We start from the raw sequence: 17268 nt of genomic DNA, 5'->3' as shown, positions 1-17268 counted from the left end.
CATTATTTTTGTTGTTGAAAATTATATTGTTGTTGGTTGGCACTCAAAATGCACAACAACGCAGTTAAGTCTGCGAAGTTTACCATAGTTTGCGCCTGTTGTTGCACTTTCGGTTTGGCGTGATAAGCAACGCCGAGTGCCGCAGTCTGCATCATTAATAGGTCGTTTGCACCGTCACCGATGGCGATGGTTTGGTTCGGCTCAATTTGGTATTGTTGCGTTAATTGGCGTAATACATTGGCTTTATATTGGGCATCCACGATTTCGCCGTCTACTTCGCCGGTTAAAATGCCGTTTTCAATCGCAAAGCGGTTGGCGTGGACGGCAACCAAACCGAATTTTTTTTGCAACACTTCAGCGAAATAGGTAAAACCGCCGGAAGCGATAGCCACTTTCCAACCGAGATTTTGCAATGCAGAAAGGGTGCGTTCTAAACCGGGCATAATCGGTAAATTATTGCGCACTTGATCCAAAATGGTTGCCGGTGCACCTTTTAAAGTGCCGACACGTTTGCGTAAACTCTGTTTAAAATCAAGTTCACCGCGCATTGCGCTTTCTGTAATCGCAGCAACCATTTCGCCGGTGCCGGCTAATTTTGCCACCTCATCAATACATTCAATTTGAATGGCAGTGGAGTCCATATCCATCACCAGTAAACCGTCTTTTTCAAGCAAGGGATAGCCGCTGATCACAAAAAGATCAAAACCGTATTGGTGCGCAAGCTCGATATAATTTTGTGGTTGGGCGTGCTGCATCATCACGCAGTGATAATCAAAAATATCCCATTCGGCAAGTAGTGAAAGATCGGCAATTTGAGCACTGAACCGGGCTAATTTTTTGGCATCGAACTGTTGGCAATAGAGCAGAAATTGCTGCTGATCGGCACGATAATTATCCGGTTTATTGATTACGGGAACGAGAGTTTGCATATAAAAACCTTTTTTAGAATGAAAAGAAAAGCTACAATCCGCATTTAATCACAAATCGCTCAGAATAGAAATATAAAGGTAACAACTTGCATACGGTAAGAGAGAAGAGTGTCAAAATTTTGCTGCTGATAGCAATTTTGCTGGTTAGCGGTTTTACGATTGCGATTATTTTATTCGGCATCAATCAGTTTAAATTCGGTTCGCAATTAGCGAGTATCAATCAAGTGTCCAATTTGTCGCATATTTTGGTGCGGCAGCAGGCTAATCTGTTTTCCTCTTTATTAAATAATAATGTTTCTGCCGAGAAATTGGCGGATCAGCTGACGGCGTTAAGTCGAGAAAAATTTGTGTTGGATGCATCGGTTTATAGCGGTAACGGCGAGTTGTTGGCACAAAGTCGCAATGCGTTGAATTTACGGCAACAGTTGGGGCTAGAGGGAGAAAAATCGCCGCAACAAACACAACAGATTGTTGAGCCGATTTTTGACGGCAATAGTGTGATTGGTTTTTTACGCGTGACTTTTGACGGGCAATATGGGCAAACCAGTGAGAGTAAGATTAATCAGCAATTCCGTTATCTGTATGCCGAAGTGATAGTGATTTTGTTGGTGGGAGCACTGATCGCCAGCAGTTTGCACTATTTCTTCCGGCGGCGAAAAATTAAATTGGTGCCGATGAGAACGTTAAGAAAAAGTCAAGAAAATCAACAGCGTTCGAAAGCATTTCATCAACAACGCCGGCGTTTTAAACGCTGATGAAACTAAAATGAAAAAAAGTGATAAAAAAGTGAGATCGTGATTGGCGATCTCACTTTTTATTTGTTAAAACGTGAGGCATTAATGCCGTTTATGCGCCATTAACCACCAAATAATGGCGGCGAAGAAGATACTTGGTGCCAATGCACCGATAAACGGCGGAATGTTATAGACTAAACTTAATGGTCCAAACACTTGATCCAACACATAAAAGGCAAAACCACAACAGATACCTGTTACCACTCGCACGCCGGAGGTGACGCTGCGTAAAGGCCCGAAAATAAATGAAAGTGCCAACAGCATCATCACGCTGATTGAAATCGGTTGCAATAATTTTCGCCAGTAGGTGAGTTCAAACGTTTTCGTATCCTGTCCGGTATTTTTCAAAAATTGGATATAGTCGGATAAACCGGTAATTGAGAGCATACTCGGACGCAAAGATACCATTCCCAATTTATCCGGAGTAATGCTGGTTTGCCACACTTTATTCAGATATTTTTTATTGGTGATGTGATCGCCGTTCAGTTCCGATTCTGAAATTTGGTTAAAGCGCCATTCATTATTGGCATAAGTGGCACGATTGGCTTGGCTCATTTTTTGCAGATTACGGTTTTGATCAAATTGATAGATATAAATACCGTTTAACTGATTTTCTTTTGGAATATGTTGAATATAAACAAAACTGTTACCATCTTTCGCCCATACTGAACCTTTAACCGAAAGCAGTGAACCACCAGTAAGCGATTTATAACGCATTTCTCTTGCAAACTGCTCCGTCTGTGGGATTCCCCATTCACCCAATGCCATATTGAGGATAATCAATGGGATCGCCACTTTCATTACCGATAAACCGATTTGAAAACGTGAAAAACCGGAGGCTTGCATTACCACCAGCTCACTGTTTGATGCCAACGATCCTAAACCGATTAAAGCACCGAGCAGTGCCGCCATTGGGAAAAAGGTTTCAATATCTTTCGGCATCGTGAGCAGGGTGTAAGCGATTGCTTTGGCGGTGTCGTAATTTCCTTCACCGATAGCGCGGAACTGCTCAACAAATTTGATAATGGCGGAAAGCCCGACCAATAAAAATAAAACAACAAAAATAGTGGCTAAAATCGTTTTGCCGATATAACGATCTAAGGTATTAAACATAGATTAACCTCTTGCTCGTTTAAACAGTTGGGTGAATTTACTCTGAATGGTGGCAGAGTTGAGGACGATGCCTAAAAGTAAAAACAGCATATTGACTAAAATCATCCAGTAGTGAGATTCAATTTTGCCATTGATGCCGGCGGTTTTGAGTGAACTTTGCAATAAAAAATAGATTAAATAGAGCAACAGCGCCGGTATGATTTTGGCGAAACGCCCTTGACGAGGATTAACCTTACTCAATGGAATGGCAATTAACATCATCAATGGCACGGCTAAAAACAGGCTGATACGCCATTGCAATTCAGCTTTGGCATTGGCAGAGCTGTTTTTCAATAAAGCGTTGCTGTCCTGCATATCAAGATCGGCTTCTTCCGCTTTTGCCGGATTAAAGGCTAAGAAGGCTAAATAATCCTGAAAATGTGTAACACGGAATTCCGGCAACACGGCACTGCCTTCAAAGCGTTCGCCGTTTTTTAATGCCAATGTTTGGCTGCCATCTTTCGCCGTAGAGAAATTACCTTGTTCCGCAACAATGACAGACGGTTTCACTTTGCCGACCTGTCTGGTTTGGAACAGATAAATATCGGAAAGTTGATCACCTTTCACTTTATCAACAAACAGTACGAAATTGCCGTTATTAGAGGAGATAAATTGCCCCGGTGTAATGGCGGAGGCACTTGGATTGGCTTTTGCATTTTCTACCACTTCCACCTGTTTTTTTAATGCCCACGGCGTGAGATAAAGCGAGTTATAAGCAGCAATGGCAGCGGTAACGATCGAGAGTATCAATCCGACTTTAACCAAAGCATTCGGCCCGATGCCGCACGCCTGCATCACGGTAATTTCGCTTTCGCTGTATAATCTGCCTAAAGTGAGTAAAAGGGCTAAAAACAGACTTAGCGGCAACATTAATTGCGCCATTGTCGGCATTCCTAATCCAAGCAGCGGCAAAATGACATCAACCGGCACATTACCGTTGACGGCAGAGCCTAAAACGCGGACAAGTTGTTGTGCTAAAAAAATGACGAGTAAAATAAATAAAATAGCCAGTTGGCTTTTTAATGTCTCTTTGATTAGATATTTTGTCAAAATCACGGCAGCTGACCTGTGTTTTCTCTTTATTTTTGCTTGATTTTTTTATAAAAAACGATACTTTAATCAATCGTTCTCACAAGTAGATCTGTTTTCAAGTTTTTTCAAAAACATAAATTCAGGCGCATATAATACCTTGTTTCAGGGCCTAACAACAATAGAAATCATAGTGAAGGAATATCAATATGGAATTTAGTGTCAAAAACGGTAGTGTTGAAAAACAACGTACTGCGTGTTTAGTGGTTGGTGTTTTCGAACCGCGTCGTTTATCTGCATCGGCAGAGCAGTTGGATAATATCAGTGCAGGTTATATCAGTGCGTTATTACGACGTGGCGATATTGAAGGAAAAGTTGGACAGACCTTGTTATTGCATCACGTTCCTAATATTCCGGCAGATCGCATTTTATTGGTCGGTTGCGGTAAAGAGCGTGAATTGGATGAAAGACAATATAAACAGATTATTCAAAAAACAGTGAGAGTGTTAAATGAAACCGGCTCAATGGAGGCGGTTTGTTATTTAACCGGCTTGCACGTTAAAGGGCGCAACATTTACTGGAATGTGCGTTTGGCGGTGGAAGCAGCTCAGGAATCTTTATATAGTTTTACGCAATTTAAACGAGTGAAAACGGAAATTAGACGTGAATTACGTAAAATAGTATTCAATGTTCCGATGCGCCGTGAATTACCGCTTGCTGAGTCTGCAATTCAACACGCAATGGCGATCAGTAACGGCATTAAAGAAACGAAAGATCTAGCCAATATGCCACCAAATATTTGCACGCCACGTTATTTAGCTGATAAAGCGATTGAATTGGCGCAAAATTATGATTCGCTGAACAGCCACGTGGTCGATGAGCAACAGATGGAAAAATTGGGAATGAAATCCTATTTGGCGGTTTCACAAGGATCGCGTAATGAAGCCTTTATGTCGATCATTGAATTTAAAAATAATCCTGATCCTGATGCAAAACCAATCGTTTTTGTCGGAAAAGGGCTAACTTTTGATTCTGGCGGTATTTCATTGAAGCCGGGTGCTGGTATGGATGAGATGAAATATGATATGTGCGGTGCAGCAACCGTTTATGGTGTAATGCGAGCCGTTGCCGAATTGAATTTACCGTTAAATGTGATTGGTGTGTTGGCTGGCTGCGAAAACTTGCCGGGCGGCAATGCCTATCGTCCGGGTGATATTTTGACCACAATGTCCGGTTTAACTGTAGAGGTGTTGAATACCGATGCCGAAGGGCGTTTGGTGCTGTGCGATGCGTTGACTTATGTAGAACGTTTTGATCCGGATGTAGTGATCGATATCGCAACTTTGACCGGTGCTTGTGTGGTGGCGTTAGCGAGCGTCAACAGCGGTCTGTTTTCACCGTTAAATAATCTTGCCAATGAGTTGCAGAGTGCGGCGGATCAGTCTAACGACAAAGCGTGGCGTTTGCCGATGAATGACGAATATAACGATTTATTGAAATCTAATTTTGCTGATTTGGCGAATGTCGGCGGGCGTTGGGGTGGCGCGATTACCGCTGCTTGTTTCTTAGCGAATTTCACTAAAAAATATAATTGGGCGCATTTGGATATCGCCGGCACAGCGTGGAAACAGGGTGCCGATAAAGGCGCAACCGGTCGTCCGGTTTCATTATTGGTGCAGTTCTTACTGAATCGTGCCAATGTTAAATTTGATATTTAACAAGCAGAAATAACTTCAAATAAAAAGCGGTGTGGAGGTTTAAGATCCACACCGCTTTGTCATTTTAAGCGGTTGCTATTTAATCCGTTTTTGCAGATAGCCATAACCGTTTTGTGCCAATTCCGCAAAGGGAATAAAACGCAATGCGGCACTGTTGATGCAGTAACGCAAGCCACCGGTTTCGAGCGGGCCATCTTCAAAAACGTGCCCTAAATGCGCATCGGCAATACGAGAACGCACTTCGGTACGGATCATTCCGTGACTGGTGTCGCGGTGATAAATAACCACATCGGATGAAATCGGTTTACTGAAACTTGGCCAGCCACATTGTGACGGAAATTTATCAGAGGAGGCAAAAAGCGGTTCACCGCTGATAATATCGACATATAAACCTTTCTCAAAAAAATCCCAGTAACGATTTAAAAAAGGGCGTTCGGTAGCATTTTGTTGGGTAACGGCAAACGACTCTTCATTTAATTTCTGTTCGATCTCTGCTGCAGTAGGCTTGTGGTATTTATTGGCATCAATAATGACATCGTCTGCTTTTCTCAGATCAATATGGCAATATCCGCCCGGATTTTTCTCTAAATAGTGTTGGTGATACGCTTCAGCAGGATAGTAGTTTTGTAACGGCTGCACCTCAACCAACAAAGGTTGTTGCCATTTTTGCTGTTCGCGTGCCATTGCCGCATCAATAATCGGTTTTTGGTGCGCATCAGTATAATAAATGCCGGAGCGATACTGCACACCGTGATCATTTCCTTGACGATTTAAACTGGTCGGATCGATAACGCGGAAATAGTACTCAAGCAATGTTGCCAAATTGATTTGAGAGGCATCATAACTGACTTTGACCGTTTCGGCGTGGCCACTGCCGTTGCAAACCTGTTGATAACTTGGATTTTCACTGTCACCGTTGGCATAACCTGATTCGGCATTCAAGACACCGCCAATAGCGGCAAAGTAGGCTTCTAATCCCCAAAAACAACCGCCTGCAAGATAAATTTCACTGGTTTGGATTTTGTTTTGTTCTGTCATTTATACCTCACAAAATGAAAACAATTTGCACTGAGCAAGCAACACATTAGGCATTGATGTTAACGTTTGGCAGTAGGGTAGGGAGAACTTCTCCCCACTGCAACAACAGTTAGATAACGGTTAGATGGTTGCCCATAAATCGTATTCATCGGCATTATGAATGGTTGCCATCACCACTTCGCCGACTTTGACTTGCTGCTCACTGATATTATCAATGTAAACCACGCCGTCAATTTCCGGTGCATCCGCCATTGAGCGACCGATAATGCCTTCTTCATCAATTTCATCAATCATCACCGGCAAAGTTTTACCGATTTTTTGTTGTAAACGCTGTGCAGAGATTTGTTGCTGTAGTTGCATAAAGCGGTGGAAACGTTCCTCTTTCACCTCTTCCGGCACTTGTTCTGCCATTTCTGTGGCTACCGCACCTTCAACCGGGCTGAATTTGAAACAGCCGACACGATCCAGTTGTGCTTCTTGAATAAAATCTAATAACATTTGGAAATCTTCTTCAGTTTCACCTGGAAAACCGACAATAAATGTTGAGCGTAATGTCAGTTCCGGACAGATTTCACGCCACTGTTTAATGCGTTCCAATGTGCGTTCGATTAAACCCGGACGTTTCATTGCTTTTAGAATTTTCGGACTGGCGTGTTGTAACGGAATATCTAAATAAGGCAAAATTTTGCCTTGTGCCATCAAAGGAATCAGCTTATCAACGTGTGGATAAGGGTAAACATAATGTAGACGCACCCAAACGCCTAATGTTCCAAGCTGTTCGCAAAGCGTAATTAAATCATTTTTAATCGGCATTCCATTCCAGAAAACAGTTTTGCTTTTTTGTTTTTTTTGATTTTTATCCAACGCATAAGCGGAAGTATCTTGAGAAACGATCAACAACTCTTTAACGCCGGCATCAACTAAACGTTTTGCTTCATCCAAAATGGTGTTGATCGGTCTGCTGTCAAGATCACCGCGCATAGATGGAATAATGCAGAAAGTGCAACGGTGATCGCAGCCTTCTGAAATTTTAACGTAAGCATAATGTTTAGGCGTTAATTTTACCCCTTGTTTCGGCACCACATTGAGATAAGGGTTATATTCCGGTTTCGGGGCATATTTGTGGACGTGCGTCATTACCGCTTCATAACTGTGTGGGCCGGTAATTTCAAGCACTTTAGGATGCACTTCTCTGATTTGATTTTCTTTAGCACCTAAGCAACCGGTAACGATAACTTTGCCGTTTTCTTCTAAAGCTTCGCCGATTGCTTCCAATGATTCCTGAACCGCGCTGTCGATAAAACCGCAGGTATTGACGATCACTAAATCGGCATTGTCATAACTCGGCACAATGTTATAACCCTCCGCACGCAGTTCGGTCAAAATACGTTCGGAATCAACTAAATTTTTAGGGCAACCAAGGCTTAAAAAGCCGATATTCGGAGTTGTTGTTGTCATAATTTTGTTATCTATTTTGTAATGGAATTTCAGTAGGTGGCGAATTGTACAGAATTTGTCGATAGAAAGCGAATTTTTATCAGGGCAATTTGAAGTAACGCCTTGTTATAAATAGCTAATCCTTTGTAGTTATGCCAAAAAATGGATGGTAAAAAAATAGACAAAATCGGCTGGTTTTGCTATGGTAAGACAAATTTTTTCTATCTTTATTTCAAAAAATCTAATAAAATTTCTAAAATTAGTTAATAAATTGTGAAGCCCTAAAAGAGCAGAAAATTTAATTAACCACTTTTTTCAGTTGGGTGGTGTGCAGCAAGTTGTTTTGTGCATCACACATTTTTTTAACCACAATAAGATAAAAGGAATAGCCCATGTCGGATATGGTAAAAAATGACGTGGATCCGATTGAAACCAACGATTGGATGTTGGCAATCGATTCAGTAATTCGTGAAGAAGGTGTTGAAAGAGCTCAATATATCATTGAACAACTCATTCAACGTGCAAGAGCTAATGACATTTCACTTCCTACCGGAATGACAACAGATTATATTAATACCATTCCTGTTAGTGAAGAACCTAATTATCCGGGTAATTTAGACCTTGAGCGTCGCATCCGCAGTGCAATTCGTTGGAATGCGATTATGGCTGTATTGCGCGCCTCTAAAAAAGGTCTTGAATTAGGCGGACATATGGCATCATTCCAATCTTCCGCAACATTATATGAAGTTTGTTTCAACCACTTCTTTAAAGCGCGTAATGAGAAAAATGGCGGTGACTTGGTGTTCTTCCAAGGTCATATCGCACCGGGAATTTATGCTCGTGCCTTTGTTGAAGGTCGTTTAACCGAAGAACAGATGGATAATTTCCGTCAAGAAGTTCACGGAAAAGGTCTTTCTTCTTATCCTCACCCTCGTTTATTACCAGAATTTTGGCAATTCCCTACTGTTTCAATGGGCTTAGGACCATTGAACGCAATTTATAATGCACGCTTCTTAAAATATTTACACAATCGTGGCTTGAAAGATACTTCAGATCAAACCGTTTATGCATTCCTTGGTGACGGTGAAATGGATGAAGTTGAATCACGCGGTGCGATTGCATTCGCTGCACGTGAAAAATTGGATAACTTGATCTTTGTTATCAACTGTAACTTACAACGTTTGGATGGTCCAGTAACTGGTAACGGTAAAATTATCCAAGAATTGGAAAGCAACTTTAACGGTGCCGGTTGGGAAGTGATTAAAGTAATTTGGGGTCGTCGTTGGGATCGTCTATTGCAGAAAGATACTTCCGGTAAATTACTGCAATTAATGATGGAAGTGGTTGACGGTGACTATCAAAACTTCAAATCTAAAGATGGTGCTTATGTTCGTGAACACTTCTTCGGTCGTTATCCTGAAACTGCGGAATTAGTGAAAGATATGACAGATGATGAAATCTGGGCATTAAACCGTGGTGGTCACGATCCGATTAAAGTATTTGCTGCCTTCAATAAAGCGAAACAGGTTAAAGGCAAACCGGTTGTTATCCTTGTTAAAACTATCAAGGGTTACGGTATGGGTGATGCAGCAGAAGGTAAGAATATTGCTCACCAAGTTAAGAAAATGGATCTTTCCGGCGTTAAACACGTTCGTGATCAATTCAATGTGCCTGTTTCCGATGCGGATCTTGAAAAACTTCCATATGTGACATTCGCTGAAGGCTCAGATGAGTACAAATATCTTCACGAACGCCGCCAAGCGTTACAGGGTTATTTACCAACCCGTTTACCACGCTTTACGCAAGAATTCAAAGTGCCTGGAATTGAAGAGTTCTCACAATTGTTTGAAGCTCAAGCACGTCCAATTTCAACCACAATGGCATTTGTCCGTACCTTAAATGTTTTATTGAAAGATAAATCTATCGGTAAACATATCGTTCCAATCGTAGCTGATGAAGCACGTACTTTCGGTATGGAAGGTTTATTCCGTCAAATCGGTATCTACAATCCACACGGTCAGCACTATGTTCCGCAAGACCGCGAACAGGTTGCCTATTATCGTGAAGCGATTGATGGACAGGTATTGCAAGAAGGTATTAATGAACAGGGCGCAACTTCATCTTGGTTAGCGGCAGCGACTTCATACAGTACCAATGATTTACCAATGATTCCGTTCTTCGTTTACTATTCAATGTTCGGTTTCCAACGTGTCGGTGATTTAATGTGGCTAGCAGGTGACCAACGTGCGAGAGGCTTTATGATTGGTGGTACATCCGGTCGTACAACCTTGAACGGTGAAGGTTTACAACACGAAGATGGACACAGCCATATTCAAGCATTAACCATCCCAAGCTGTGTTGCTTATGACCCTGCATTTGCATTTGAAGTGCCGGTGATTATTCAAGATGGTGTACGTCGTATGTATGGTCCGGATCAAGAAGATGTTTATTACTACATCACTACATTGAACGAAACTTACGATCAACCGGCAATGCCGAAAGGTGCGGAAGAAGGTATTCGTAAAGGTATCTACAAATTTGAAACCGTAACCGGTCAAGGTAAAGGTAAAGTTCAGTTATTAGGTTCAGGTGCAATCCTTCGTCACGTACGTGAAGCAGCACAATTATTGGCAAATGACTTTGGTGTATCTTCAGATGTTTATAGCGTAACTTCATTTACTGAGTTAGCAAGAGAAGGTAACGAAATTGAACGTTACAACACTTTGCATCCGGAAGAAGAAGCAAAAGTGCCATATATCACTAAAGTGATGAATGATGCGCCGGCAATTGCGGCAACCGACTATATGCGTCTATTTGCTGATCAGGTTCGTGCGTATGTTCCGGCAAGCAGCTATTTGGTGTTAGGTACTGATGGTTTCGGACGTTCAGACAGCCGTGAAAATTTACGTTCACACTTTGAAGTTGATGCACATCACGTTGCAGTGGCGGCATTATCTCAATTAGTGAAAGCCGGCACTTTAGATAAGCAAGTGTTGGTTGAAGCCATTAAGAAATATGGTATTGATACTGATAAAGCGTACTCTTTACACGCATAATTAACTGTAACAATCACAAAGGATATAAATTATGTCAAAACAAATTGCTATTCCGGATATCGGTGGTGATGAAGTTACTGTAACAGAAGTTATGGTGAAAGTTGGTGACACTATTGAAGTTGACCAAAGTGTGATCAATGTTGAAGGTGATAAAGCCTCAATGGAAGTACCGGCACCGGAAGCAGGTGTGGTAAAAGAAGTATTGGTAAAAGTGGGTGATAAAGTTTCTACCGGTACTCCTATGTTGGTATTGGAAGCAGCGGGTGCGGCAGCACCTGCTCCTGCAGCGGAAGCAGCGCCGGCTCCGGCGGCAGCACCGGCTGCAGCAGCTTCTGTTGTTGATGTTCATGTTCCGGATATCGGCGGAGATGAAGTTAACGTTACTGAAATTATGGTCGCAGTAGGCGATACTGTTAGCGAAGAACAGTCATTGATCACCGTTGAAGGTGATAAAGCTTCAATGGAAGTGCCTGCACCATTTGCCGGTGTGGTAAAAGAAATTTTAGTTAAATCAGGTGATAAAGTTTCTACCGGTTCATTGATTATGCGTTTTGAAGTTGCCGGCGCGGCTCCGGCGGCAGCACCTGCTCCTGCAGCAGAAGCGGCTCCGGCAGCAGCACCTGCGGCTAGCGGAGGTGTTCAGGATGTTCACGTTCCGGATATCGGCGGCGATGAAGTGAATGTGACTGAAATTATGGTCGCAGTAGGCGATACTGTTAGCGAAGAACAGTCATTGATCACCGTTGAAGGTGATAAAGCTTCAATGGAAGTACCTGCGCCGTTTGCCGGTGTGGTAAAAGAAATTTTGATCAAATCAGGCGATAAAGTTTCTACCGGTTCATTAATTATGCGCTTTGAAGTGGCTGGCGCAGCGCCCGCGGCAGCTCCGGCACAACAACCTGCAGCAGCACCTGCCCCTCAAGCGGCAGCACCAGCGCCTGCAGCGGCTCCGGCATCTTCTAATGAAGATGTGACTAAGAGCGCAAGTTTTGCTCACGCTACTCCGGTAGTTCGTCGTTTAGCACGCGAATTTGGTGTGAATCTTGATAAAGTGAAAGGTACAGGTCGTAAAGGTCGTATCTTAAAAGAAGATGTTCAAGCTTATGTGAAAGCGGCTATTAAAGCGGTTGAAAGCGGTTCTGTTTCTTCATCAGCTGCTGCCGGCGGTAATGCCGGTGCCGGTTTAGGCTTGTTGCCGTGGCCGAAAGTTGATTTCAGCAAATTCGGTGAAACTGAAGAAGTTGAATTGGGTCGCATCAAGAAGATTTCCGGTGCGAACTTGCACCGTAACTGGGTAATGATCCCTCACGTAACACAATGGGATAAAGCCGATATTACCGAGTTAGAAAAATTCAGAAAAGAGCAAAATGTATTAGCTGAAAAACAGAAACTTGATGTTAAAATTACTCCGCTTGTCTTTATTATGAAAGCGGTAGCAAAAGCGTTGGAAGCTTATCCAAACTTCAATAGTTCAATTACTGAGGATGCACAACGTCTGATCTTGAAGAAATACATCAATATCGGTGTGGCAGTAGATACACCAAACGGCTTGGTTGTACCGGTGTTTAAAGATGTTAATAAGAAAGGTGTTATTGAACTTTCTCGTGAATTGTCAGCAATGTCGAAGAAAGCGCGTGCAGGTAAATTAACAGCTTCAGATATGCAAGGCGGATGCTTTACTATCTCAAGTTTAGGCGGTATCGGTGGTACTCACTTTACCCCTATCGTTAATGCACCGGAAGTGGCAATTTTAGGGGTTTCTCGTTCAGAGATGACACCGGTGTGGAATGGTAAAGAATTTACACCACGCTTGATGTTGCCATTGTCATTGTCTTACGATCACCGTGTGATTGATGGGGCGGACGGTGCACGCTTTATTACCTATATTAGTGGTGTGTTGTCGGATTTACGCCGCTTAGTCATGTAGTAATGGAAACGAAAGCCTGAGTTGATCAGGCTTTTGTTATAATTAATTTAATTGCCGTCCTAACATTTTGTTAGAGAAAAATCAAGAGGCTTAACATGAATAAAGAAATTAAAACACAAGTAGTTGTTTTAGGTGCTGGTCCTGCAGGATATTCAGCGGCATTCCGTTGTGCAGACTTAGGGTTGGAAACCGTTATTATTGAACGTTTTTCAACGCTTGGTGGGGTATGCTTAAACGTAGGCTGTATTCCGTCTAAAGCATTATTGCACGTTGCTAAAGTGATTGAAGAAGCAAAATCTTTAGCGCAACACGGTATTGTTTTCGGTGAACCAAAAACCGACATTGAAAAAATCCGTGGTTGGAAAGAAAAAGTGATCAGCCAATTAACCGGCGGTTTGGCTGGTATGGCAAAAATGCGTAAAGTTCAAATTGTAAGCGGTTATGGTAAATTCTCCAGCGCGAACAGTATTATTGTTGCCGGAGAAGACGGTGAAACCAAAATTACATTTGATAACGCAATCATTGCTGCCGGTTCTCGTCCAATTCAATTACCGTTTATTCCGCACGATGATCCTCGTGTTTGGGATTCAACAGATGCATTAAAACTTAAAGAAGTACCTGAAAAATTATTGATTATGGGTGGCGGTATTATCGGTCTTGAAATGGGAACCGTTTACCACGCACTAGGTTCACAAATTGATGTTGTGGAAATGTTTGATCAGGTTATTCCGGCAGCGGATAAAGATGTGGTTAAAATCTTTACTAAACGCATCGAGAAAAAATTCAACCTCTTGTTAGAAACTAAAGTTACTGCGGTAGAAGCGAAAGAAGACGGTATTTATGTTTCTATGGAAGGAAAAGGCGCAAATGAAACTCGCCGTTATGATGCTGTGTTAGTGGCTATCGGTCGTACACCGAACGGTAAATTAATCGATGCACAAGTGGCAGGCGTTGAAGTGGATGAACGTGGCTTTATCCGTACCGACAAACAGATGCGTACTAATGTTCCTCATATCTTTGCGATTGGTGATATTGTCGGTCAACCAATGTTGGCTCACAAAGGTGTTCACGAAGGTCACGTTGCGGCAGAAGTGATTGCCGGACAAAAACACTATTTCGATCCGAAAGTGATCCCATCTATTGCTTATACTGAACCTGAAGTGGCTTGGGTTGGTAAAACAGAAAAAGAATGTAAAGCTGAAGGCATTTCTTATGAAGTGGCAACTTTCCCTTGGGCGGCATCAGGTCGTGCGATTGCATCAGACTGTTCAGACGGTATGACTAAACTTATTTTTGATAAGAATACACACCGTGTGATTGGTGGTGCGATTGTCGGAACCAATGGCGGTGAATTATTAGGTGAAATCGGTCTTGCAATCGAAATGGGTTGCGATGCGGAAGATTTAGCATTAACTATTCACGCACACCCTACATTACACGAATCTGTCGGCTTGGCGGCGGAAGTGTTTGAAGGTACAGTAACTGATTTACCGAATGCAAAAGCGAAAAAGAAAAAATAATTTGTTAAGAAATTATTAAATTCATACTACAATCTAAAATCTGCACCTTGACCGAAAGTCGGAGTGCAGATTTTTTACTTATTTAGATGAAAAAGGCTGATTGCCCTTGATATCAAAAAAAGTTCCCCCATATACCTCAAACTATAGAAATAGACAAGAGAACAATAATTATGAGCAAAGAGTTACCAACAAAACAAATTCCTGTCTTACCGTTACGAGATGTTGTCGTGTTTCCACATATCGTAATGCCACTATATGTAGGAAGAACAAAGTCTATCCGTAGTCTTGATGAAGCAATGGATAGCGGCAAAGACATTTTATTAGTCACTCAAAAAGAGGCTAATTTGGAAGAGCCGACAGAGAAAGATATTTATCAAGTAGGGACAGTTGCTACCATTATTCAATTATTGAAATTACCGGACGGCACGGTAAAGGTACTTGTTGAAGGGAAATCAAGAGCAAAAGTGCTCTCATTTGAGAGTGATGAATATTATTCTGCCGAGATAAGTGAAATTACTGAAATCGTGGATAATGATGTTGAGTTGGATGTTATTCAAACAACAGTGTTAACTGAATTGGATAAATTTGCACATCAACAACATAATAAAGTTAAGCCTGAAGTATTAACTGCATTGAAGGATATCCACGATCCGAAAAAATTGGTTGATACCTTGGCAGGCAATATGCCGTTAGCATTGGATAAAAAACAGGCATTGTTGGAACAGGAAAATGTTTTTGCCCGTTTTGAAACATTATTAGGCTTGATTCAAGCGGAAATGGAAATCAGCAGCTTGGATAAGAAAATTCGTGATCGTGTGAAAAAACAGATGGAAAAAAATCAACGCGATTACTATTTGAATGAACAGATTAAAGCCATCCAGAAAGAGCTTGGTGAAGCGGAAACTGTCGAAAATGAAGTACAGCAATTAAAGAAAAAAATTGCCGATGCAAAAATGCCGAAAGAGGTTCAAGAAAAGGCAGAATCGGAATTGCAAAAATTAAAAATGATGTCACCGATGTCTGCGGAAGCGACAGTGGTTCGTACATATATTGACTGGATGGTACAAGTGCCGTGGCACAAACGTACTAAAGTGAAAAAAGATTTAAAACAGGCGGAAGCCATTTTAAATAACGACCATTACGGCTTGGAGCGTGTCAAAGAACGCATTTTAGAATATTTAGCGGTGCAAACTCGTACTAACCAAATTCGTGGACCGATTTTATGTTTGGTAGGGCCGCCGGGGGTAGGTAAAACCTCATTGGGGCAATCTATTGCGCAGGCGACCGGTCGTAAATATGTGCGAATGGCGTTAGGCGGCGTGCGTGATGAAGCCGAAATTCGTGGGCATCGTCGTACTTATATCGGTGCGTTGCCGGGTAAACTTATCCAAAATATGGCGAAAGTGGGTGTGAAAAACCCATTATTCTTGTTGGATGAAATTGATAAATTGGGTGCGGATATGCGTGGCGATCCGGCATCAGCATTATTGGAAGTGTTAGATCCGGAACAGAACAACACCTTCAGCGATCATTATCTTGAGGTAGATTATGATCTTTCCGATGTGATGTTTGTCGCCACTTCCAACTCAATGAATATTCCGGGGCCGTTACTTGATCGTATGGAAGTCATTCGTCTTTCAGGTTATACCGAAGATGAAAAACTTAACATTGCGATGCGTCATTTGTTGAATAAACAGATGGAACGTAACGGTTTGAAAGCAAAAGAATTAACCATCAAAGAAGAAGCCATTTTAGATATTATCCGTTATTACACTCGTGAAGCCGGTGTACGTAATTTGGAACGTGAAATTTCTAAAATCTGTCGTAAAGCGGTGAAGAATCTATTATTGGATAAATCATTGAAACAGGTGGTTGTGGATAGCAGTAATCTACACGATTATCTTGGTGTCAGACGTTTTGAATACGGCAAAGCGGATAATCAAAACCGCGTTGGTGAAGTGACCGGTTTGGCGTGGACAGAAGTCGGCGGTGATTTATTAACCATTGAAGCGGCTTCAGTGTCGGGCAAAGGTAAATTAAATTACACCGGTTCGTTAGGCGATGTAATGAAAGAGTCGATTCAGGCGGCGATGACGGTAGTTCGTGCCAGAGCGGAACAGTTGGGCATTAATACCGATTTCTATGAAAAACGGGATATTCACATTCACGTGCCTGAAGGCGCGACACCGAAAGATGGTCCGAGTGCAGGGATTGCAATGTGCACCGCATTGGTTTCTTGCTTAACCGGTAATCCGGTACGTGCCGATGTAGCAATGACAGGCGAAATTACTTTACGCGGTAAAGTGTTGCCAATCGGTGGTTTGAAAGAGAAATTATTAGCGGCACACCGTGGCGGCATTAAACGGGTCTTAATTCCGAAAGACAATGTCAAAGATCTTGAGGAAATTCCGGAAAATGCGAAATCTGCGTTGGATATTCGTCCGGTCGAAACTATTGATGAAGTTTTGGCATTGGCACTGGAAAAACCGCCGGTCGGAATTGAGGTGGTGAAAAATTTAGCCGCTCCGAAAAAACGTAGCAGTAAAAATATGACATCAACTGTCAATTAATCAGCAAAAAGCCGGTCAAAATAAGATGACCGGCTTTTTAGTAGGTGCAGCCAACCCAACTTTTCTATATAATTTTGTCCATTATTGTTTTTATTATA

11 protein-coding genes are annotated in these 17268 nt (G+C 42.1%); 6 read left to right on the top strand and 5 right to left on the bottom strand.

Translation table 11 applies throughout. The features are described 5' to 3' along the window. Window positions 1-2: 2 nt before the first annotated feature. Window positions 3-929, bottom strand: coding sequence for a phosphoserine phosphatase (gene serB / locus A3EO_RS0101900; protein WP_018345758.1), 927 nt, complete (start codon window positions 927-929; stop codon window positions 3-5). Window positions 930-1015: 86 nt separating this feature from the next. Between serB and A3EO_RS0101895 the strand changes: the two genes are divergently transcribed. Then, entirely contained in the window at window positions 1016-1684 is a 669-nt protein-coding gene (locus tag A3EO_RS0101895; RefSeq protein WP_018345757.1) for a YtjB family periplasmic protein, read from the top strand. A gap of 81 nt (window positions 1685-1765) precedes the next feature. On the opposite strand, the gene lptG is transcribed toward A3EO_RS0101895, so the two are convergent. Together lptG and lptF are read right to left on the bottom strand one after the other, a co-directional pair. Then, window positions 1766-2836, bottom strand: coding sequence for an LPS export ABC transporter permease LptG (lptG, locus tag A3EO_RS0101890; protein ID WP_018345756.1), 1071 nt, complete (start codon window positions 2834-2836; stop codon window positions 1766-1768). Window positions 2837-2839: 3 nt separating this feature from the next. Further along, window positions 2840-3931: an LPS export ABC transporter permease LptF gene (gene lptF, locus A3EO_RS0101885; protein ID WP_018345755.1), complete on the bottom strand. Its 1092-nt coding sequence runs from the start codon at window positions 3929-3931 to the stop codon at window positions 2840-2842. A gap of 182 nt (window positions 3932-4113) precedes the next feature. Here lptF and pepA point away from each other — a divergent pair, with 182 nt between their 5' ends. Continuing rightward, entirely contained in the window at window positions 4114-5622 is a 1509-nt protein-coding gene (pepA, locus tag A3EO_RS0101880; protein WP_018345754.1) for a leucyl aminopeptidase, read from the top strand. Window positions 5623-5697: 75 nt separating this feature from the next. Here pepA and msrB read toward each other — a convergent pair whose 3' ends face one another. Next, window positions 5698-6660 (bottom strand): peptide-methionine (R)-S-oxide reductase MsrB, encoded by a 963-nt coding sequence (gene msrB / locus A3EO_RS0101875; RefSeq protein WP_018345753.1) that lies wholly within the window; start codon window positions 6658-6660, stop codon window positions 5698-5700. Window positions 6661-6780: 120 nt separating this feature from the next. Beyond that, a complete protein-coding gene (rimO, locus tag A3EO_RS0101870; RefSeq protein ID WP_018345752.1) occupies window positions 6781-8118 on the bottom strand; it encodes a 30S ribosomal protein S12 methylthiotransferase RimO in 1338 nt (445 codons plus the stop codon). Window positions 8119-8489: 371 nt separating this feature from the next. On the opposite strand from rimO, the gene aceE reads away from it, so the two are divergent. From aceE to lon, 4 genes are all read left to right on the top strand, one after another. Then, window positions 8490-11153 (top strand): pyruvate dehydrogenase (acetyl-transferring), homodimeric type, encoded by a 2664-nt coding sequence (gene aceE / locus A3EO_RS0101860; RefSeq protein WP_018345750.1) that lies wholly within the window; start codon window positions 8490-8492, stop codon window positions 11151-11153. 31 nt (window positions 11154-11184) lie between these two features. Further along, window positions 11185-13080, top strand: a complete 1896-nt coding sequence (gene aceF / locus A3EO_RS0101855) for a pyruvate dehydrogenase complex dihydrolipoyllysine-residue acetyltransferase (RefSeq protein WP_018345749.1) — start codon at window positions 11185-11187, stop codon at window positions 13078-13080. A gap of 95 nt (window positions 13081-13175) precedes the next feature. Further along, the gene (lpdA, locus tag A3EO_RS0101850; RefSeq protein WP_018345748.1) at window positions 13176-14600 is read left to right on the top strand and encodes a dihydrolipoyl dehydrogenase; all 1425 of its coding nucleotides are present in this window, start codon (window positions 13176-13178) and stop codon (window positions 14598-14600) included. Window positions 14601-14770: 170 nt separating this feature from the next. After that, window positions 14771-17170 (top strand): endopeptidase La, encoded by a 2400-nt coding sequence (lon, locus tag A3EO_RS0101845; protein WP_018345747.1) that lies wholly within the window; start codon window positions 14771-14773, stop codon window positions 17168-17170. Window positions 17171-17268 lie beyond the last annotated feature (98 nt).

This window comes from Gallibacterium anatis DSM 16844 = F 149, assembly GCF_000379785.1.
GTDB classification, from domain to species: domain Bacteria; phylum Pseudomonadota; class Gammaproteobacteria; order Enterobacterales; family Pasteurellaceae; genus Gallibacterium; species Gallibacterium anatis.
Note: the sequence above shows the minus strand (reverse complement) of the source record. Positions and strands in the feature narration are given on the sequence as shown.